Raw genomic sequence first — 19,908 nt, forward strand, 5'->3', positions numbered from 1 at the left:
TTTCTTTGGATTTCCAGGGTCTGTGCCGGCCTTTTCGCGGGCAGAGCCCGCTCCCACAGGGAGTAGCGGCGCAGACTGGATCTGTGGCACATGGAGAACCTTGTGGAGCGGGGCGGGCGGCGAAGCTGCTACCCGCGAAGAGGCCTGGAGAGCACCAGAAAAATCAGCGGCTGACGAGGTTCATCTTTTTCCGCCCTTCGGCCGGTGTCAGCACCCGGGCGCCCAGCCGGGTAAGGATCTCGCCGGCGCGTTCGACCAATTGACCGTTGGTGGCCAACACGCCTTTCTCCAGCCAGATGTTGTCTTCCAGCCCGACCCGCACGTTGCCGCCCAGCAGCACCGCCTGCGCGGCCATGGGCATCTGCATGCGACCGATGCCGAAGCCGGCCCACACCGCGTCTGCCGGCAAGTTGTCGACCATGGCCTTCATGGTGGTGGTATCGGCCGGCGCACCCCATGGAATGCCCAGGCACAACTGGAACAGCGGATCGTGCAGCAAGCCTTCCTTGATCATCTGCTTGGCGAACCACAGGTGGCCGGTGTCGAAGATTTCCAGCTCGGCCTTCACGCCCAGCTCGGTGATGCGTTTGGCACCGGCACGCAATTGCGCGGGGGTGGACACGTAGATGCTATTGCCGTCGCCGAAATTGAGGGTGCCGCAATCCAGGGTGCAGATCTCCGGCAGCAACGCTTCGACGTGAGCCAGGCGTGCCAGCGGGCCGATCAGGTCGGTGCCGGGGCCGAACGCCATCGGCGTTTCCCCAGGGCCGATCTCGAGGTCGCCACCCATGCCGGCGGTGAGGTTGACGATGATGTCGATGTCGGCCTCGCGAATGCGCTCCATGACTTCCCGGTACAGCGCCACGTCGCGGCTGAAGCGGCCGGTATGTGGGTCGCGGACATGGCAGTGCACGACCGTGGCGCCCGCCTTGGCTGCCTCTACGGCGGCGGCGGCGATCTGTTTCGGCGTGACCGGAACATGCGGGCTTTTCGCGGTGGTGTCGCCAGCACCGGTCAAAGCGCAGGTGATGATGACGTCGTGGTTCATTGCAGGGTTCCTTGAGGTGTGTGTCTGATGTAACGCGGTTGTCGCCGGACGCGGCTTGCGCCGCTGCTACAGGGGATCGCGGTGTGTCCGGCAGAGCGCGGTTGTTCCCGCACGTACAAGCCAGGCGCAGTGTTCTGTAGCAGCGGCGCGAGCCGCGTCGGCGGTATTGCGGTGTAACTGATGCAGCGCGGTCTTGTTCATCTACCGTGGTGAACCATTCGCGGGTAGAACCCGCTCCCACAGAACCCGCTGCCACAGGCGGCGCTGCTACAGGGGTGTGTTCAAGCGGCGGGTTTGCCGTCGAAGGTGGTGACGCCTTGCAGCCAGCGCTGGCGGTCCTGAGGGTGGTCCTTGAGCCATTGCCGTGCCGAGTCGAAGGCGTCCTTGTGCTCCAGCAGCGGCTGCATCATTCGGCTTTCGTCGGCGGCGGTGAAAGTCAGGTTGCCCAGCAGCTTGTCCACGTTCGGGCAGCGGCTGGCGTAGTCCGGCGCGGTCACTGTCCACACCGTGGCCATGCCTTCGTTCGGGCCCAGGGCATCTTCACTGCCGCTCAGGTAGGTCATGTCCTGATTGACGTTCATCGGGTGCGGCGCCCACCCGAAGAACACGATGGCCTCGTTGCGCTTCACCGCGCGCGTCACCGCCGAGAGCATGCCGGCTTCACTGGACTCGACCAGTTGAAAGTCGCCCAGGCCGAAGCGGTTCTTGGCAATCATGTCCTTGATCTGCGTGTTGGCGCCCGACCCCGGTTCGATACCGTAGATCTTGCCGCCCAGTTCCTTCTTGAATTTGGCAATGTCGGCGAAGCTTTTCAGGCCTTTGTCGGCCAGGTAGGTCGGCACGGCCAACGTGGCGCGGGCGTCCTTCAAGCTGGGCTCGGCCAGCACGCGGACCTGCTTCTGTTCCACGAAGGGAGTGATGGTCTGGGTCATCAACGGGTTCCAGTAACCCAGAAACATGTCCAGGCGCTGGTCGCGGATACCGGCGAAGATGATCTGCTGGGACGCGCTGGTCTGTTTGACGCTGTAGCCCAGGTCGTCGAGCAGCACCTGGGTCATGGCGCTGGTGGCGATCACGTCGGTCCAGTTGACTACGCCCAGGCGCACGTTCTTGCAACTGGCCGGTTCCGCGGCGCTGGCCGTGCCGGTCAACAGCGCGGTACCGGTAAGCATCAGCAGGCAGCAGCTGATCAATCTGTTCATGATGGCTCCCTCAGGCGGCAGTTCGAATTGTTATGGGGGCGGCGTCTGCGCGCCGTTTGCATAAGGTACGCAGGCCATTGCCGGAAAAAACGCACTGCGGCGACCGGCTCTTGCACAGTGGCGACGTGGTGGGTATTAGTGGTGTTTCACAGAGGCCCTCTTCGCGGGCAGAGGGCGCGCCGCCCGCCCCGCTTCCACAGGATCGCGCTGTGGGATCGCTGACCGCAGAACTCACAGAGCACACCATGGCCCAAGACTTCAATTTCCTGTTGCTGCCCGGATTTTCCGCAATCGGTTTCATCTCGGCGATCGAGCCTCTGCGCGTGGCCAACCGCTTTCGCGGCGAGCTGTACCGGTGGCAGGTGCTGAGCCTGGACGGCGGCGCGGTACTGGCCAGCAACGGCATGTCGGTGAATGCCGATGGGGGACTCGGGCCGCTGGCCAAGGGCGTGACGTTGTTGGTGGTGGCGGGCTTCGAGCCGCTGGCAGCCTTTGATGCAACGCTGCGCGATTGGCTGCGGCGGCTGGATCGCGAGGGCGTGACCCTGGGCGGTATCGACACCGGCAGTTTCGTCCTGGCCGAGGCGGGCCTGCTCGAGCGCCACCGCGTGGCACTGCACTGGGAGGCCTTGGATGCTTTTCGCGAATCCTACCCCGCGCTCAGCGCCAGCCAGGAGCTGTTCGAGGCCGACAGCCTGCGCATCACCTGCGCCGGCGGTACTGCCTGCATCGATCTGATGCTCGATCTGATCGGCCAGGCCCATGGCAGCCCGCTGGCCATCCAGGTGTCCGAGCAGTTCGTGGTGGGGCGCATTCGCCCGCGCAAGGACCACCAGCGCATGGAAATCGCTTCACGCTACGGCCTCAGCAACAAAAAGCTGGTGCAGGTGATCGGCGAGATGGAACAGCACACCGAACCGCCGCTGAGCACCTTGCAGCTGGCCGACCTGGCCAAGGTCACTCGCCGCCAGCTGGAGCGCTTGTTCCGTCTGCATCTGAACGACACCCCGAGCAACTTCTACTTGCGCCTGCGCCTGGAAAAAGCCCGGCAGCTGCTGCGCCAGACCCAGATGAGCGTGCTGGAGGTGAGCATTGCCTGCGGTTTCGACTCGCCGTCGTATTTTACCCGCAGCTATCGGGCGCGCTTTGCCTGCTGCCCGCGTGAAGATCGGCGCGGGCGCGAGTCGGGGTAGGTCGTTCACCATGCAGCGGCCGTGCCGACGCCTTCGCGGCCACTGGCCGCTCCTACGGAAGGACTGTGATCCCTCTGCCTTCGCGGCCACTGGCCGCTCCTACGGAAGACTGTTATCCCTCTGCCTTCGCGGCCACTGGCCGCTCCTACGGAAGGACTGTGATCCCTCTGCCGCCTGAGCCACTGGCCGCTCCTGCGGAAGGACTGTGATCCCTCTACCGCCTGGGGCACTGGCCGCTCCTGCGGATGGAATGTGTGCGTGTCGTAGGAGCGGTCTGTGGCCGCGAAGGCGCCGGTAGGGCCAATGCATATGTACCGTTCTGGCACGGCAGGCGGCCGCTAACCTGCGCGCTCATTCAGCGATAGAGGAATCATAGAGATGAGCAAGCAAGTCATGGGTGCGCCAATTCTGGCAGTGGCTCTTCTGGCATTGGCCGGGCCGGCAGCGGCGGCGTGGTACGACTGCCGGGTCATCGACAACCAGGCCGACGACGCCTGGAACAACACCCTGGTTGATCTGCCCGTGGAGGCCGACAGCCTGGCGGATGCCGAGCACAAGACGCGTGCGTTCGTGGCGCAGGACCCCAGCAATCCGACCGACATCGGCTTGGACTGCCGGGTAAACGAGGAGGAATGAAAGACGACTGTTGACCGTTTCAGCGCGCCTTGAGCAATACCGCGCAGGCAGCCTTGTAGGCTTCGTGCTGGTATTTGTTCAAGCTGCCTGGCAGCTCAACCAGCTTCTTGGCCTGGGCGCTGATGGTCTGCGGCGACACCAGCACTGCCTCGCAGCCTTCGAGCAGCTGCAGCACGCCTTCGATCTTGAAGGTGGTCGGCCCGCCGGCGAACTCGCCTTTCTTGCCGCGCTTCTTGATGGCGAGCATCTTCAACCCGTTGTCGCCGACGAAAGCGGCCACCTGTTCGCGAAACTGCCGCACGTTCGCCGCGATGTCATCGTCTTCCAGCGCGATCTTCTTGAGGGAAGTGGGAAGATGCGCCAAGTCGGCACCGTCGAATTCCACCACTGCAAAGATCGCTTCGCTGCCCTTGATCTCGACCCCGACTATTTTCACGCTCACTCCAGGCCCACCGATTGCAGAAATTCGGAACGCTCGTCGCTTTTCTGCGCGCGACAATCGTTCTGGGCAATGTCATAGGCCTTGGTGCCTTTGCCGGCATTGACCGTGTACACGTCGCAATCGGCATCGCGCGACTTGGCCCACAGGTCCTGGGCAGTCTTGAGCCTGTCGGTGAACGCCTTGAGTTCGGGCGAGCCTTTGGGGAACTGGGAGTTGATGCGGTCGAGCAGGTCGGTGTACGACTCGCTCATCTCGGTTTCCGATGTCTTGCGGTTGTAGGCCGAGCAATCGTAGCTCTGCTGATCGGTTTCGACGTTATCGCACGGGGTGGGGCCGTCGGACTCTTCTGCCTGGGCGGCGAAGGACAGCAGGGCAAGCATCAGCAGCGTGAATCTCATGAGGATCTACCTAACCCGTTGAGCAGGACAATTGCCGCTGATTCTGTCTCAGGGGCGCTGGAAAGCATAGGGGCGCAGCGATGCCAGGCGGTTTATTTCATGCAGTGGCACGACCAAGCAGGTCTCCCCTGCAAGGGGGGTGGTCATCTTTTGCATCGTGCGTTGACGCTTTCGGCAATTCCCCTGTCGTTTTTGCATCCGGTCGCCCTGTCGCGCAGGCATATGCTGGCTCCATGAAGCGCCGACATACGATTCGGCGCCTGACTTGCCTGATGGGGACTGCCCGATGAGCCCAGCCGAACTGCACGCCGACAGCATCGTCATCGACGGGCTGATCATTGCCAAATGGAACCGCGAACTGTTCGAGGACATGCGCAAGGGCGGTCTGACCATGGCCAACTGCACGGTGTCGGTGTGGGAAGGTTTCCAGGCCACCATCGACAGCATCTGCAAGAGCCAGAAGCTGATGCGCGAGAACAGCGACCTGGTGATGCCCGTGCGCAGCACCGCCGACATCCGCAAGGCCAAGGAAACCGGCAAGACCGGCATCCTCTTCGGCTTCCAGAATGCCCACGCCTACGAAGACCAGATCGGCTACGTGGAAGTGTTCAAGCAGCTGGGCGTGGGCATCGTGCAGATGTGCTACAACACCCAGAACCTGGTCGGTACCGGCTGCTACGAGCGCGACGGCGGCCTGTCCGGATTCGGCCGCGAGATCGTTGCCGAGATGAACCGTGTGGGCGTGATGTGCGACCTGTCCCACGTCGGCTCCAAGACCAGCGAAGAAGTCATCCTCGAGTCGAAAAAGCCGGTGTGCTACTCCCATTGCCTGCCGTCGGGCCTCAAGGAGCACCCGCGCAACAAGTCCGATGAAGAGCTGAAATTCATCGCCGACCATGGTGGCTTCGTCGGCGTGACCATGTTCGCGCCTTTCCTGGCCAAGGGTATCGATTCGACTATCGACGACTACGCCGAAGCCATCGAATACACCATGAACATCGTCGGTGAAGACGCCATCGGCATCGGCACCGACTTCACCCAGGGCCACGGCCAGGACTTCTTCGAATACCTGACCCACGACAAGGGCTACGCCCGCCGCCTGACCAGCTTCGGCAAGATCATCAATCCGCTGGGCATCCGCACCGTGGGCGAGTTCCCCAACCTGACCGAAACCCTGCTCAAGCGCGGCCACAGCGAACGCGTGGTGCGCAAGATCATGGGCGAGAACTGGGTCAATGTCCTCAAGGACGTCTGGGGCGAGTGAATACCTCTGGAGCCTACTGCGCTCGCCGATAGCTGCGTCAGGTCCTCGCGAAAAGCTCGCCGTACCTCGGTACTGTCTCGCCTTTCGCTCCGGTCCTTCCTTGCTCTCGACGTGCTCGCTACGGCTCCAAAGGCATTCACACAACTGTCTATCTACGAGCAAAGCGATTCTGCGTTGCTTGCTCGAATCATGTTTATCGGAGATCACTCACCATGGCCAAGATCGCCCCGCAACTGCCCATCGAAGTCGACAGCGAAACCGGTATCTGGACCTCCGACGCCCTGCCCATGCTGTACGTGCCGCGTCACTTCTTCGTCAACAACCACATGGGCATCGAAGAGGTGCTGGGCGCCGATGCCTACGCCGAGATTCTCTACAAGGCGGGCTACAAATCCGCCTGGCATTGGTGCGAGAAAGAAGCCGAGTGCCATGGCCTGGAAGGCGTCGCGGTGTTCGAGCACTACATGAAGCGCCTGTCGCAGCGCGGCTGGGGCCTGTTCAAGATCCAGGACATCGACCTGGACCAGGGCACCTGTAGCGTCAAGCTGGAGCATTCCGCCTTCGTCTACGTGTACGGCAAGGTCGGACGCAAGGTCGACTACATGTTCACCGGCTGGTTCGCCGGCGCCATGGACCAGATTCTCGCCGCTCGCGGCAGCAGCATTCGTACCGTCGCCGAGCAAGTGTACGGCGGCTCCGAAGAAGGCCACGAAGATGGCCTCTTCACCGTGAAACCGTTGTAAGTCGAGGAATCAACCGTCATGGCTTTCGAAGCGATGTTCCAGCCGATCCAGATCGGCAAGCTGACGATCCGCAACCGCGTGCTCAGTACCGCGCACGCCGAGGTCTACGCCACCGACGGCGGCATGACCACCGATCGTTACGTGAAGTACTACGAAGAGAAAGCCCGTGGCGGAATAGGCCTGGCCATCTGCGGCGGTTCCTCCAGCGTGGCCATCGACAGCCCCCAGGGCTGGTGGAAATCGGTCAACCTGGCCACCGACAAGATCATTCCGCATTTCCAGAACCTGGCCGACGCCATGCACAAGCATGGGGCCAAGATCATGATCCAGATCACCCACATGGGCCGTCGCTCGCGGTGGGACGGCGAGCACTGGCCGACTCTGATGTCGCCCTCGGGCATCCGCGAGCCGGTGCACCGCGCGACCTGCAAGACCATCGAGCCCGAAGAGATCTGGCGCGTGATCGGCAACTACGCCAGCGCTGCGGCCCGCGCCAAGGCCGGCGGCCTGGACGGCGTCGAGCTGTCGGCGGTGCACCAGCACATGATCGACCAGTTCTGGAGCCCGCGGGTCAACAAGCGCACCGACGAGTGGGGCGGCAGCTTCGAGAACCGCATGCGCTTCGGCATGGAGGTGATCAAGGCCGTGCGCAAGGAAGTCGGCGACGACTTCTGCGTAGGGCTGCGCATCTGCGGCGACGAATTCCATCCCGATGGCCTCAGCCACGAGGACATGAAGGAAATCGCCAAGTACTACTGCGACACCGGCATGCTCGATTTCCTCGGCGTGGTGGGCTCGGGTTGCGACACCCACAACACCCTGGCCAACGTCATTCCCAACATGAGCTACCCGCCCGAGCCGTTCCTGCACCTGGCGGCAGGGATCAAGGAGGTGGTGAACATCCCGGTGCTGCACGCGCAGAACATCAAGGATCCGAACCAGGCGACGCGTATTCTGGAAGGCGGCTACGTCGACATGGTCGGCATGACCCGGGCGCACATCGCCGACCCGCACCTGATCGCCAAGATCAAGATGGGCCAGATCGACCAGATCAAGCAATGCGTGGGCGCCAACTACTGCATCGATCGGCAGTACCAGGGGCTGGACGTGCTGTGCATTCAGAACGCGGCCACGTCGCGTGAATACATGGGCGTGCCGCACATCATCGAAAAGTCCACCGGCGTGAAGCGCAAGGTGGTGGTGGTCGGCGCAGGGCCTGCCGGCATGGAGGCCGCGCGCGTGGCGGCCGAGCGTGGCCACGACGTGACGTTGTTCGAGAAGAAGGACTTCATCGGTGGGCAGATCACCACTGCGTCCAAGGCGCCGCAGCGTGACCAGATCGCTGGCATCACGCGCTGGTTCCAGCTGGAACTGGCGCGCCTGAAGGTCGACCTGCGCCTGGGCACGGCTGCCGATGCCGATACCATCATGGACCTGCGCCCGGACATCGTCGTGCTGGCGGTGGGTGGCCACCCGTTTCTGGAACAGAACGAGCACTGGGGCGCCGAAGAGGGCCTGGTGGTCAGCAGCTGGGACGTGCTCGACGGCAAGGTCGCACCGGGCAAGAACGTGCTGGTGTACGACACCATCTGCGAGTTCACCGGCATGTCGGTGGCCGACTTCCTCGCCGACAAGGGCAGCCAGGTGGAGATCGTCACCGACGACATCAAGCCGGGGGTGGCCATCGGCGGTACGTCGTTCCCCACCTACTACCGCAGCATGTACCCCAAGGAAGTGATCATGACCGGCGACATGATGCTGGACAAGGTCTACCGCGAGGGCGACAAGCTTGTGGCCGTGCTGGAGAACGAATACACCGGCGCCAAGGAAGAACGCGTGGTCGACCAGGTGGTGGTGGAGAACGGCGTGCGTCCCGACGAACAGCTCTACTACGCGCTCAAGCAGGGGTCGCGCAACAAGGGCCAGATGGACATCGACGCCTTGTTCGCGATCCAGCCGCAGCCGTCGTTGAGTACTTCGGGCGACGACTATCTGCTGTTTCGTATCGGCGACTGCGTGGCCCAGCGCAACACCCACGCGGCGATCTACGACGCGCTGCGCCTGTGCAAGGATTTTTGACCCTGCTCCCGTAGGAGCGGTCATCGGCCGCGAAGGGATCACTGCGGTGTACCTGATACAGCGCAGTGACCGTTTCGCGGCCGATGACCGCTCCTACGAGGGTCCACAGAGGCTTCACCATGCTCAATACACTGCTTCCCATCCTGCTGTTCGCCGCCCTCGCCTTGGCTGTTCTGGGCGCCGTGCGGCGAATCAATATGTGGCGCCGCGGTCGGCCATCCCAGGTCGACCTGCTGGGCGGCCTGCTGGCCATGCCCAAGCGCTACATGGTCGACCTGCACCATGTGGTCGCGCGCGACAAGTACATCGCCAACACCCACGTCGCCACGGCCGGTGGCGCGGTGCTAGCGGCGGTGCTGGCGGTGCTGGTCCATGGCTTCGGCCTGCACAATCGCATGCTTGGCTATGCGCTGCTGTTCGCCACCGCGCTGATGTTCGTCGGTGCCTGCTTCGTCTACGCCCGCCGCCGCAACCCGCCCGCGCGCCTGTCCAAGGGCCCGTGGATGCGCCTGCCGAAAAGCCTGCTGATGTTCTCGGCCACCTTCTTTATCGCCACCTTGCCGGTGGCCGGTATCTTGCCGATGAATTTCGGCGGTTGGGTACTGGCTGCGGTGCTGGGCATCGGCGTGCTGTGGGGCGTGTCGGAACTGTTTCTCGGACTGACCTGGGGCGGGCCGATGAAGCACGCTTTCGCTGGTGCCTTGCACCTGGCCTGGCACCGCCGCGCCGAACGCTTTGGCGGTGGTCGCTCCACCGGCCTGAAGCCGTTGGACCTGAACGACCCCACTGCGCCGCTGGGCGTGGAAAAACCCAAGGACTTCACCTGGAACCAGCTGCTGGGCTTCGATGCCTGCGTGCAGTGCGGCAAATGTGAAGCCGCGTGCCCGGCGTTCGCCGCCGGTCAACCGTTGAACCCGAAGAAGCTCATTCAGGACATGGTCGTAGGCCTGGCCGGTGGCACCGATGCGAACTTCGCCGGCAGCCCCTATCCTGGCAAGGCGATTGGCGAACACGCCGGCAACCCGCACCAGCCGATCGTCAATGGCCTGGTCGATGCCGACACCCTGTGGTCGTGCACCACCTGCCGCGCCTGCGTGGAAGAGTGTCCGATGATGATCGAGCACGTCGACGCCATCGTCGACATGCGCCGCCACCTGACCCTGGAAAAAGGCGCCACGCCCAACAAGGGCGCCGAAGTGCTGGACAACCTGATCGCCACCGACAACCCCGGCGGTTTCAGTCCTGGTGGCCGGATGAACTGGGCCGCCGACCTGAACCTGCCATTGTTGAGCGAGCGCAAAACCATCGACGTGCTGTTCTGGGTTGGGGACGGCGCCTTCGACATGCGCAACCAACGCACCTTGCGCGCCTTCGTCAAAGTGCTGAAAGCGGCCAAGGTCGATTTCGCCGTGCTCGGCCTGGAAGAGCGCGACAGCGGAGACGTGGCGCGGCGACTGGGCGACGAGGCCACCTTCCAGCTGCTGGCCAAGCGCAATATCGGCACCCTCGCCAAGTACGGCTTCAAACGCATCGTCACCTGCGACCCCCACAGCTTCCATGTGTTGAAGAACGAGTACGGTGCGCTGGGCGGCAACTATCAGGTGCTGCATCACAGCACCTTCATGGCCGAACTGGTCACCGCCGGCCAGCTCCACCTGGGGCAGCACAAGGGCGGCAGCGTGACCTACCACGACCCGTGCTACCTGGGCCGCTACAACGGCGAGTACCAGGCCCCGCGCGATGTGCTCAAGGCGCTGGGTATCGAGGTCAAGGAAATGCAGCGCTCGGGTTTCCGTTCCCGCTGTTGCGGTGGCGGTGGCGGCGCGCCGATCACCGACATACCCGGCAAGCAGCGCATTCCCGACATGCGCATGGAAGACATCCGCGAAACCCAGGCCGAAGTCGTGGCTGTGGGCTGCCCGCAGTGCACCGCCATGCTCGAAGGCGTGGTGGAACCGCGGCCGTTGGTCAAGGACATCGCCGAACTGGTCGCCGAGGCGCTGGTCGAGGACAGTGTTGCCCCCGCCAGGCCCGCACCGGCCAAACGTGAAGTTGTCGAGGAGGTGCATTGATGAGTGACCTCATCCGTCGTGATCCGCGGGCCGAATGGATCGCCCGCAACCGCCTGCATCCCTTGCACAGTGCCCTGCAGCCTCAGGCCAGTGCGTGGATGGGGCCCAATGGCGTCATGCGCAAGAACCCTCACGGCATCGGTTTCATCGGCGCCAACGGGATCAAGCGCATCGACCGCAGCGGCGCCCAGCAGGGCGGCGCGAGCAAGCGTTCGGCAGCCGTGGAAGTGAAGCTGCCCTTGCACCAGGTGGCGGTGCCCCAATTCTACATCGCCGTGGTGCCGGACATGGTCGGCGGCCGCCTGAGCAGCCACGACCGCGACGTGCTGGGCCTGGCTCATCGCCTGACAGCGGGGGGCGGCGCGGTATTGGCCATCGTCTTCGGCGAACACAAGGAAAACGCTTTCGATAGCGCAGGCGTCGACCGGCTGTTGATTGTGCAAGGCGGCGAATTCGAAGGTTATGCGCCGGAACAGCGAATCCACGGCCTGCGCGCGGTGGATAATCAGTTCAGCCCACGCCATTGGCTGTTGCCCGACAGCCGTACCGGCGGTGGCGAGCTGGGTCGGCGTTTTGCCGCTTGCCAGGGTGAACGTCCCGCCACACGTGTGTGGCAGGTCAAGGACGGCCAGTGCATCAGCCGTGCCGGTGCCGGCCAGCAGGACATTGCCCGACCGCTGCCGCGCTTGATCCTGGCGGCCGCCGAGTGCGCCGAACCGGTGGACGAGACTCGTCACGAAGCGCTGCCGGTGGCGTTGTCCGCAGCCACGGCGCGCAGCCTGCCGCGCATCGAAGACCTCGGGGCGGTAGCAGTCGACCCGGCGGCCGTGCCCATGGCCGAATCGGAATTCATATTCTCGGGAGGCAATGGGGTCAAGGACTGGGAACTGTTCCACCGGACGGCCCAGGCCTTGGGTGCGACCGAAGGTGCCTCGCGGGTGGCGGTGGACGATGGTTTCATGCTGCGCGACCGTCAGGTCGGCGCCAGTGGTACCTGGGTGACCGCGCGGGTCTACGTGGCGGTGGGCATTTCCGGTGCCATCCAGCACTTGCAGGGCATTGGTGGTTGCGACAAGGTCATCGCCATCAACCTCGACGCCAACTGTGACATGGTCAAGCGTGCCGACCTGTCGGTGATCGGCGACGGGCAGGCGATCATGCACGCCTTGATCGACGCCATCCAGGCCTATCGCAACCAAGCCAAGCGCGATGCCGCCTGATGGGCGCCACGATGAAAGAGACACAGCCATGAACACCAAGGTCATCACCCTCGTTTCCATCGGCGCCCACCCGACGTCCGGCCGTCCCCGGCGCGCAGACCAGGATTCACGCGCCGTGGAGCTGGGCCTGCAACTGGCCGGAGATGACCTGCAGGTACTGCACGCCGGCGATGTCGCCGAGCCCGCGTTGCGCGCGTACCTGGGCATGGGCCTGCAGCAGTTGCACGTGCTTGAACAGCCACAAGGCGCCGATGCCCTGCCGGCCCTGTGCGACTACCTGCAAGCGGCCGGTGCGCACGTGGTGCTCACCGGTACCCAGGCCGAAACCGGCGAAGGCTCGGGCATGTTGCCCTTTCTGCTGGCGGAAAAACTCGGCTGGCCGTTGATCGTTGGCCTGGCCGAGGTTGAGTCCATCGACAACGGCGTGGCCCAGGTGCTGCAGGCCTTGCCCCGAGGCCAACGGCGGCGCCTCAAGGTGCGGCTGCCGTTGCTGGCCACCGTCGACAACGCCGCGCCCAAGCCTCGGCAGAGCGCCTACGGCCCGGCGCAGCGCGGACGGCTGCCGGTGGATGAGGTGGAGGTGATCAACGACGAACTGTTCGACAGCGCCGAGCTGCAACCGGCCAAGCCCCGGCCCAAACGCCTGAAGGTGATCAAGGCCAAGAGCGGCGCGGATCGCATGAAGGCCGCCACGGCCAAGGCCAGTGGCGGAGGAGGGCAGGTGCTCAAGGGCCTGAGCGCCGAAGAGGGCGCTCAGGCGGTGCTCAAGGCGTTGATCGAGGAGGGGGTGGTGCGGCTTTGATGCGCGCGTCGCTACAAGCCAAGCACGTCGACTTGATGCCGCTGGCGGAATGCGCTGGTGGCACCGGCAGCCGCTTGCAGATGGTCAACAGCCGTACTGAATTGCGCGACCAGGCCACCCAACGTCATGCTTTTTCCAGTGAACGTGCTATTGGTCAGCCCAGTGAGTTTATCGTCAGCCTCGGTCGCGTTGTACATCTTTGCTATCTGTAGCGTCCGCCGATAGAGCTCGGCGAACGCACCGTCCGCGCTGGTTTCCAAAAGTTCGAGCTTCGCCGGGTCTTTGTCTTGTTGGGTTTTATACAGTTCATAGCCAGCCTTGATTGCATCGACGCCGATCTTGACGGCGACGCCCGCTGGCCCTGCGGCTTTGGAACCTGCGGTTTTGGCGACTTCAGTGCCGAGGTTCAGGGCATTCTTGGGATTGTCGGGTACGTAAGTGCGAGATTTATAGTAGAACTTACCCACCAGACCGTTCTTGCGAATCTTCGCGTCATGAATGATCGATGAAGCACTCAGAGTTCCAGTACGCAGATGCAGAGTGGCGGTATTGCCGGCTTTTTCCATTGCCTTTTCCGAGGCGACACTGGCCAGCTTACCGAGCACCATGCCTATGCCAGCACCGGCCAGAGCCCCCGCCGGGCCCAATGCCATCGCCCCGACGGCTGTGCCAATGGCTGTTCCTGTGGCTGTAGAGCTCAAGTTGGAAACAACGATAGTCGCCCCTCGAAGTCCGACCGACTTCGCCAGCTCAGTAGTGCTTTCCATATTTTTCAGTGCCTGGATCACACCCTTGCTATTGGTTTCAGAGATTTCGTAGGCCGAAAGCAGTACCTGCGCGCGGCTCTGCCTGGTGCGATTGAACCAGGTCTTGCAATGGCCTTTCCAGTTCTCATATTTACGGCGTCGCTCGCTCTCGGAACCGGTTCCCCAATACGGCTGCCCCGCCAGGTATTCGTCTGTAGGGCCCGCTTCAATCATGCTTTCAAGGGTGTCATGCTTTGTTTTGGCGCGCCCATCACCGTCCACCATGGTGATAGGATTGTTGCCTACCATCGCATAAAGGTTCAGACCGTCGATATCGCCCGCCGGATCCGGATTGATCCATCGGATCTGCCAGGGTGCGTAGTAGCGCAAGCCGTAATAGTAAAGACCGGTGGCGTCACGTTCCTTGCCGGAGTAGCGGATGGTTTTGTACTTGGCTTGCAGTGCACTGCGACCGGCCCAGCAGGCGGTGCCCCCGAACGGATAGTATTCTTCCCGGCTCAATAACTGGCCGTCGCTGCCCAACTCCAACGTGGCTGAGCGCAAATGGTTGCTCAGGGTGAAACGCAGTTGATCATTAGGCAAACCCTCGGGTTTGCCATGTGCCCAATGCAGCAGACGGACGCCGTTCTTACCCGCTTGCGCAACGATGACATGCAAGCGCTCACCGCTGCGGCTGTCCGTCCGAATTTCCAGCCCCGGTAGGTAGCGGACCTCACATCGACGTGCGCCGCTGCGCTGTTGGGCATGGGATATCTTGCGCAAACGACTTCCCGCAGCGTCGTAGATGTAGCGCTCATAGTCGTCTTCTTCATCGTCGCGCTGCACCGGTGCCACGCGCTGCAGCTGGTTGTATTCATCCCATGTCATTACCTGCCCGGGCAGCAGTTCGCGGGAGTTTCCATTGGCATCGAAGCCATCGGTCAACTGGCCTTCATCGGGGAGTTGCCCATTGCGCTCGGGCAGCGATCTGTTGCTGGCACTTGCCACCGCCATTCTGAGTGTTCGGTTCCGTTGCCCATTGACGTGGCGAAGCTCTGTCAGGTTGCCCGCCCGGTCATACTCCATGTTCTGCCGGTAGTTGAGCAGCAAGGAAGGATCCTGAGGCATTGCCAGCAACGGCGGCAGTGATGGGCCTTCGCCGCCCGCATTTGCAGCTTCGCGACCGGTAGCTTCGATCAGTTGGCAAAACGAGTCATAGCGATATTCGTTGACCGCTTCGATGCGACGATTGGCGTGGTATTTGGTGGGTTGAGATTGATCGCTGACCTTGATGATGTTGCCGGCTGGATCATACAGGTAGTGCAAATCCTGAAGCACGACCGCGTCGGCGCTTACGGACGTTGCCCTGAGTAGCTGTTGGTCGATGGGGTCGAGCTCGGCGCGGCTTGTCACGCCATTGCCTATCGTTTGCGAAACGATCCGCCCGCCTGCATCATGACTCAACGCCGACAGCAGTTCACAGTTCAGCCCTTCGGCGGTCACCAGCCGGCTGGTAGCCTCCAGACCACTGATGTCATGGCCAAAATGTTGCACATTACCCAAGGCGTCTCTGTGGGTGACAAGCATGCCGGTGGCATCGTGGGTATAGGAGGTGCGATAACCCGGCCCAGGCTCTAGCAAGGCATCGCGTTCCGCCAGGGACACGGGCCAGTCGGGTAGCACCTCTGCGTCCAGAAAACGCTGCGTATAGCTGATCGCTTCGCCGTTGATGTCAAACCCATGGGCGATTCTGCTGCCCGCGTCATCGTCATGCCGATAGCTCGTGCCGCACAGATTGCGAGCAGCGTGCTCGCTGTCGACCGCTGCGTAATCGACGCGTTGCGTGACGCGTTGCCGGCCCTCGGCATCGCGTTTGGCAACCGATATCAACCTGGCGTGTCGGTCATAATTCAGCGTGGTGTGGATGCCTTTGCTGTCCCAGCTTTCCCGGTTGGAGCCTTGGGCGTCGAGCAACATCGCTTTCCAGCCAGAATCCGCATTGCGCTGCAACAACGGTGTACCCGAGAAGCTGAACACCGTTGCTTGATTCGGCGTCTCGCTCACACCGCTCTGGAAATGCTCGAACTGACGCGGATCCCACTGGCTGACAGGACGGCCTGCGTGGTCATGCCATTGGGCACTGACCCGGGGCTCGGCAGGGACGTCGGCTTCGCGTCGGTAATAACCGATGGTACGTACGGCCAGGCCACGGGGGTCGGACACCACCAGTGCCGGGGTGCGGGCATGGATGGCGAGTTGATCGGAGATGCTTCGAAGGGGCGACATGCTGTCCTGCCTTGCTCGGATAGATTTCCCTCTTTATCTCTGATCGCCCGGCAGCCAGCCATGAACACCCACGGTATCAACGCTGCGCACAACTGTAGCGGCGATGCAGGCCGCGTTCGGCTTGCCGTGCCGGGTGCGTCATCGCGTTCGCAGGGGTGCGTAGAGGTGTATCAAAAGCGCTGTGAAAGAGGGTTCGAGCACACGGTTGCCGTGGCCGCTCAGGTGGTCGGCATCGGCGAAGAGTGGTGTTTCGTTCGAGTCGTAGGCCGAGCAGGTGTTGCCCGGGCAAAGGATCGGCAACGGATCCCAGACGTTCAGCGCCGGGTATTCGCGGGTCAGTATCGTCAGCAGATGCATCTGCGGCGCACGTAGCTGCACTATCCGGTCGTGTTCCACGCTCAGTCCGGGCGTGCAGATCGGATTCATTCGGTTGAATGGATCCGAGCAACGGTTCGCCGGGGCCTTGAAGACCGGCGACGGTGCGTCGATCAGTACGGTCAAGCCCGCCGCCTGCAGCGGTTCGAGCACGGCGTCGGCGGCCTGGCGGGCCGCTTGGGCGTGTTGCACAGTGCGCTCGCCGCGTGCTTGTTCGAAGATTGCGTCCTCGCCCTGCTGCCAATCGCGGCCCGCCAGCTCCGGCATGCGCAGGGACGCTAGGAACACCACATCGCCTGGCTTGGCGCGTGCCTGAATATCGGCCAACGCACTGCTCTGCCAAGTCGCGCAGGCGGGCGGATCGGCATCCAGCAGGCTGACCACCGCGCAGCCGCCGCGTTCGTATTCCACCACGTCGATGCCCAATCGCAGCGAGACGATGTTGAGCATCGTGCGGTAGGCGGCGGTGTGTGAGTCGCCCAGCACGAAAAGCTGGCGCCCGTGCAGGCCCGGCTGGTCGATCTTTTCGATCGGCTCCCGAGGGTAGTGTCTGTAGGCATGCCAGGTGTAGCTATCGGCCACGGTACTCAGCGATAAACGCTCGGTGGAGTGGATTGTCCACGCCGCAATCCCGGCGCACAGCCCCATGGCACTCAGCCCACCGCACATCGACAGCCCCGCACGGCGATGCCACCGCGTGCCGCCACGGCGCACTGGCATTTCGACCCAGTGGTAGGACGCCGCTGCCAGGCCGAACACCAGCAACGGGTAGGCCAGCTGGATCCACAATGCTTCCAGGCCAATGGTCCAGCGCAGGAATACCGCTACGGGCCAGTGCCACAGGTACAGCGAATATGACAGGCGCCCCACGTACGTCAGGGCTGGCCATTGCAAGACCGTCAGCAACGGGCCAGCGGGTCGATCGCTGCCGAGCACCACGGCGGCGATCAGCAACACCGTGCCCAGCACCGGGACTAGCGCCCATGGGTACGGGAAGCGTGCAGCCGGCGTCAGGATGAAGCCTGCCGCCAGCAACGCCAGCCCGGCCACCAGCATCGCCTGTCGATGCCACGGTTGCAGGCGAGTCAGGCGGCCTTGGCCAATGGCCTGGAACAGCAATGCACCAGCGGCCAGTTCCCAGAAACGGCTGGGCAGCAGATAGAACGCCGACAAGGGTGCGGCGTGGGTCTGCACCGCGCACCAGGCCAGCGAGGCTAGGGTCAAGGCAGGCAGCAGGCAGCGCGCGATCACGCTGTTTTCGCGGTAGCGCAGCCAGAGCAGGAAGACCGTGGGCAATAGCAGATAGAACTGTTCTTCCACGCCCAGCGACCAGGTGTGCAGGTACGGGTTGAACTCGGCTTTCGGTGAGAAATAGGTGTCGGTCTGCCAGGCCAGAACCAGGTTGCTCAGCCCCACGAATGCGGCCAGGCCGGTGTCTTCGTTCTGGCTGCTGAGCCATACCGGGGGAACGATCAGCGCCGACATCAGTACACTGGCGGTGAGCACAAGCAATAACGCCGGAAGAATGCGCAGCAGGCGTCGTTGGTAGAACCCCAGCAGGAAGGTGCGCAGCGGCAGGCCGCTCGTTTGCGCCAGGGAGCGGCTGATCACGTAGCCGGAAATGACGAAGAACATGTCTACGCCGGTGAAGCCTCCTGGCAGAAAGCGCAGGAAATCGACATGGAAAACGATGACTGCAAGTACCGCGATCGCGCGCAGGCCATCGATGCCCGCAACGTATGGCAAGCCGGGAGTGGAGGACATGGTGCCGCCCTTTTATTGTTGGGCAGCGACCATAGAATGCCTGGGCAGGCAAACGCCAGATTGCATCTTTTCAGGATGTATCCCGAGCTCGCCTGTTACTCGTGCACTGCCACGCCCTTGAGATACGCCGCAGGCTCCGCCCCCAGGTTGCTCAGCAGCCGCTCGCTGTACCAGTCGATGAAGTTCACCACGCCGAACTCGTAGGTCTTGGAGTACGGCCCCGGCTGGTAGGCGGTGGAGTTGATGCCCCGCTGGTTTTCCTCGGCCAGGCGGCGATCCTGGTCGTTGGTCGCGTCCCACACCTGGCGCATCCGCGCGACGTCGTAGTCCACGCCTTCCACGGCGTCCTTGTGCACCAGCCACTTGGTGGTGACCACCGTTTCCTGCGCGCTGATCGGCCACACCGTGAACACGATGATGTGGTCACCCATGCAGTGGTTCCAGGAATGCGGCAGGTGCAGGATGCGCATCGAACCCAGGTCCGGATTCTTGATGCGCCCCATCAGTTTCTTGCAGCCGACCTGGCCGTCCAGCGTCATCGACAGCGTGCCCTTGAGCAGCGGCATGCGCACGATGCGGTTGCGCAGGCCGTGGCTGGCGTGGGCGTAGGGGATCTTTTCGGCATCCCAGGCGGCAGCCGAGGCGGCCACATGGTCCTTGAAGGCCTGGTCGGCGCGGGGGTCGGTGACGTCGTCCCATTCCAGCAGGGTCTTGAGCAATTCGGGGTGGGCGCCGCCGCAGTGGTAGCACTCGCGGTTGTTCTCCAGCACCAGTTTCCAGTTGGCCTTTTCCAGCAGATCGGTCTGCACCGCGACCTTGGTGTTTTCCATGTCGTACGGTTCCATGTAATGGTTCAGCGTACTGAGGAAATTGTCGATCGCAGGCGGGTTCTCCGCCAGGCTGATGAAAATGTAGCCGCCTGACGTTTTCACATGCACGGGCTTGAGGCCGTACTGCTTCATGTCGAAGTCGGCGCCCATCTCGGTGCCGGCGAACAGCAGGCGGCCATCCAGCTCGTAGGTCCACTGGTGGTAATGGCAGACCAGCTTGGCCACCTTGCCTTTTTCCTTGGTGCACAGTCGCGAACCGCGATGGCGGCAGACGTTGTGAAAGGCATGCACCACCCCTTCGGCCCCGCGCACCACGAGGATCGGATTGCTGCCGATCTGCAGGGTGAGGTAGTTGCCCTTGGCCGGGATCTCGCATGTCATGCCGGCGATCAGCCATTCCTTGTTGAAGATCTCCTGCATGTCGATCTGGAACAGGCGTTCGTCGTTGTAGAACGGCTGCGGCAGCGAGAAGGTACGCTCGCGTTCCTGCAGCATCTGGGCGGTTGCCTTGCGTGCGGGTTCCAGCGGATCGCCCAGACTCAGGGTAGTGGTGGCATCCATCGTGTTCATCCTCATGGCCAGGCAGTGTGGCCGCGAAAAAAGTGGCTGTTACGGTTGTCGACGCAAGGCGGCTGAAACTGCGTTCAGATGCGGTGGAGTGTGCGACTCGGCGCGCCATGAACCTTATCCATGGGCGACATGGCCAAATCCATTCCCGACGCTGCAGGCTAGGCGGCATGGGGCTGGTCGCCATGAGCATGTGGATGTCGCGGATGGGAATGTGGCGGTGGCGGTGCACCCGCAGAAT

Annotated in this window: 15 protein-coding genes; 8 read left to right on the top strand and 7 right to left on the bottom strand. The window is 63.0% G+C overall.

Annotation, left to right across the window (positions count from 1 at the left end):
• Positions 1-163: 163 nt before the first annotated feature.
• Positions 164-1,048 carry a 3-keto-5-aminohexanoate cleavage protein gene (locus IFU31_RS13145; RefSeq protein WP_122479793.1) on the bottom strand — a complete coding sequence of 295 codons (885 nt, stop codon included), beginning with the start codon at positions 1,046-1,048 and terminating at the stop codon, positions 164-166.
• Positions 1,049-1,329: 281 nt separating this feature from the next.
• Positions 1,330-2,250 (bottom strand): choline ABC transporter substrate-binding protein, encoded by a 921-nt coding sequence (gene choX / locus IFU31_RS13150; protein ID WP_185794763.1) that lies wholly within the window; start codon positions 2,248-2,250, stop codon positions 1,330-1,332.
• A 245-nt stretch (positions 2,251-2,495) separates the two neighbouring features.
• Here choX and IFU31_RS13155 point away from each other — a divergent pair, with 245 nt between their 5' ends.
• Complete coding sequence (locus IFU31_RS13155; protein ID WP_192103206.1) at positions 2,496-3,443, top strand: GlxA family transcriptional regulator; 948 nt, start codon at positions 2,496-2,498, stop codon at positions 3,441-3,443.
• A 378-nt stretch (positions 3,444-3,821) separates the two neighbouring features.
• Positions 3,822-4,079 carry a hypothetical protein gene (locus IFU31_RS13160; RefSeq protein ID WP_122479790.1) on the top strand — a complete coding sequence of 86 codons (258 nt, stop codon included), beginning with the start codon at positions 3,822-3,824 and terminating at the stop codon, positions 4,077-4,079.
• Between the two features lie 19 nt (positions 4,080-4,098).
• Here the strand turns inward: IFU31_RS13160 and IFU31_RS13165 are convergent, their stop codons facing one another.
• Entirely contained in the window at positions 4,099-4,515 is a 417-nt protein-coding gene (locus IFU31_RS13165) for a DUF3010 family protein (protein WP_122479789.1), read from the bottom strand.
• Between the two features lie 2 nt (positions 4,516-4,517).
• On the bottom strand, positions 4,518-4,919 hold the full coding sequence (locus IFU31_RS13170; RefSeq protein ID WP_122479788.1) for a lysozyme inhibitor LprI family protein: 402 nt from the start codon (positions 4,917-4,919) through the stop codon (positions 4,518-4,520).
• A 286-nt stretch (positions 4,920-5,205) separates the two neighbouring features.
• Between IFU31_RS13170 and IFU31_RS13175 the strand changes: the two genes are divergently transcribed.
• The 6 genes from IFU31_RS13175 to etfB all read left to right on the top strand — a co-directional run bounded on the left by IFU31_RS13175 (position 5,206) and on the right by etfB (position 13,099).
• Positions 5,206-6,183 (top strand): dipeptidase, encoded by a 978-nt coding sequence (locus tag IFU31_RS13175; RefSeq protein WP_122479787.1) that lies wholly within the window; start codon positions 5,206-5,208, stop codon positions 6,181-6,183.
• 212 nt (positions 6,184-6,395) lie between these two features.
• Positions 6,396-6,926 (top strand): DUF5943 domain-containing protein, encoded by a 531-nt coding sequence (locus IFU31_RS13180; protein WP_122479786.1) that lies wholly within the window; start codon positions 6,396-6,398, stop codon positions 6,924-6,926.
• Positions 6,927-6,944: 18 nt separating this feature from the next.
• Positions 6,945-9,005, top strand: coding sequence for a dimethylglycine demethylation protein DgcA (dgcA, locus tag IFU31_RS13185; protein WP_122479785.1), 2,061 nt, complete (start codon positions 6,945-6,947; stop codon positions 9,003-9,005).
• A 119-nt stretch (positions 9,006-9,124) separates the two neighbouring features.
• Positions 9,125-11,077, top strand: coding sequence for a dimethylglycine demethylation protein DgcB (gene dgcB / locus IFU31_RS13190; RefSeq protein WP_192103207.1), 1,953 nt, complete (start codon positions 9,125-9,127; stop codon positions 11,075-11,077).
• The gene (gene etfA / locus IFU31_RS13195; protein WP_192103208.1) at positions 11,077-12,297 is read left to right on the top strand and encodes an electron transfer flavoprotein subunit alpha; all 1,221 of its coding nucleotides are present in this window, start codon (positions 11,077-11,079) and stop codon (positions 12,295-12,297) included. The genes dgcB and etfA overlap by 1 nt, the downstream gene beginning before the upstream one ends.
• Positions 12,298-12,325: 28 nt before the next feature.
• On the top strand, positions 12,326-13,099 hold the full coding sequence (gene etfB, locus IFU31_RS13200; protein ID WP_192054985.1) for an electron transfer flavoprotein subunit beta: 774 nt from the start codon (positions 12,326-12,328) through the stop codon (positions 13,097-13,099).
• Between the two features lie 11 nt (positions 13,100-13,110).
• Here etfB and IFU31_RS13205 read toward each other — a convergent pair whose 3' ends face one another.
• The 3 genes from IFU31_RS13205 to gbcA all read right to left on the bottom strand — a co-directional run bounded on the left by IFU31_RS13205 (position 13,111) and on the right by gbcA (position 19,661).
• A complete protein-coding gene (locus IFU31_RS13205; RefSeq protein WP_192103209.1) occupies positions 13,111-16,131 on the bottom strand; it encodes an RHS repeat domain-containing protein in 3,021 nt (1,006 codons plus the stop codon).
• A gap of 138 nt (positions 16,132-16,269) precedes the next feature.
• The gene (locus tag IFU31_RS13210; RefSeq protein ID WP_192103210.1) at positions 16,270-18,270 is read right to left on the bottom strand and encodes an acyltransferase family protein; all 2,001 of its coding nucleotides are present in this window, start codon (positions 18,268-18,270) and stop codon (positions 16,270-16,272) included.
• Positions 18,271-18,365: 95 nt separating this feature from the next.
• On the bottom strand, positions 18,366-19,661 hold the full coding sequence (gbcA, locus tag IFU31_RS13215; RefSeq protein ID WP_122480123.1) for a glycine-betaine demethylase subunit GbcA: 1,296 nt from the start codon (positions 19,659-19,661) through the stop codon (positions 18,366-18,368).
• Between the last annotated feature and the right edge of the window lie 247 nt (positions 19,662-19,908).

It is taken from the genome of Pseudomonas sp. CFBP 13602 (assembly GCF_014842725.1).
In the GTDB taxonomy this organism is placed as follows: Bacteria; Pseudomonadota; Gammaproteobacteria; order Pseudomonadales; family Pseudomonadaceae; genus Aquipseudomonas; species Aquipseudomonas baltica.

What these genes read in the sequence shown, in the direction of transcription:
- IFU31_RS13170 (WP_122479788.1), bottom strand. Translation starts at nt 4,919, where the DNA reads ATGAGATTCACGCTGCTGATGCTTGCCCTGCTGTCCTTCGCCGCCCAG.
- etfA (WP_192103208.1), top strand. Translation starts at nt 11,077, where the DNA reads ATGAGTGACCTCATCCGTCGTGATCCGCGGGCCGAATGGATCGCCCGC.
- IFU31_RS13145 (WP_122479793.1), bottom strand. Translation starts at nt 1,048, where the DNA reads ATGAACCACGACGTCATCATCACCTGCGCTTTGACCGGTGCTGGCGAC.
- IFU31_RS13205 (WP_192103209.1), bottom strand. Translation starts at nt 16,131, where the DNA reads ATGTCGCCCCTTCGAAGCATCTCCGATCAACTCGCCATCCATGCCCGC.
- IFU31_RS13160 (WP_122479790.1), top strand. Translation starts at nt 3,822, where the DNA reads ATGAGCAAGCAAGTCATGGGTGCGCCAATTCTGGCAGTGGCTCTTCTG.
- gbcA (WP_122480123.1), bottom strand. Translation starts at nt 19,661, where the DNA reads ATGGATGCCACCACTACCCTGAGTCTGGGCGATCCGCTGGAACCCGCA.
- choX (WP_185794763.1), bottom strand. Translation starts at nt 2,250, where the DNA reads ATGAACAGATTGATCAGCTGCTGCCTGCTGATGCTTACCGGTACCGCG.
- IFU31_RS13175 (WP_122479787.1), top strand. Translation starts at nt 5,206, where the DNA reads ATGAGCCCAGCCGAACTGCACGCCGACAGCATCGTCATCGACGGGCTG.
- IFU31_RS13210 (WP_192103210.1), bottom strand. Translation starts at nt 18,270, where the DNA reads ATGTCCTCCACTCCCGGCTTGCCATACGTTGCGGGCATCGATGGCCTG.
- dgcA (WP_122479785.1), top strand. Translation starts at nt 6,945, where the DNA reads ATGGCTTTCGAAGCGATGTTCCAGCCGATCCAGATCGGCAAGCTGACG.
- IFU31_RS13155 (WP_192103206.1), top strand. Translation starts at nt 2,496, where the DNA reads ATGGCCCAAGACTTCAATTTCCTGTTGCTGCCCGGATTTTCCGCAATC.
- dgcB (WP_192103207.1), top strand. Translation starts at nt 9,125, where the DNA reads ATGCTCAATACACTGCTTCCCATCCTGCTGTTCGCCGCCCTCGCCTTG.
- etfB (WP_192054985.1), top strand. Translation starts at nt 12,326, where the DNA reads ATGAACACCAAGGTCATCACCCTCGTTTCCATCGGCGCCCACCCGACG.
- IFU31_RS13180 (WP_122479786.1), top strand. Translation starts at nt 6,396, where the DNA reads ATGGCCAAGATCGCCCCGCAACTGCCCATCGAAGTCGACAGCGAAACC.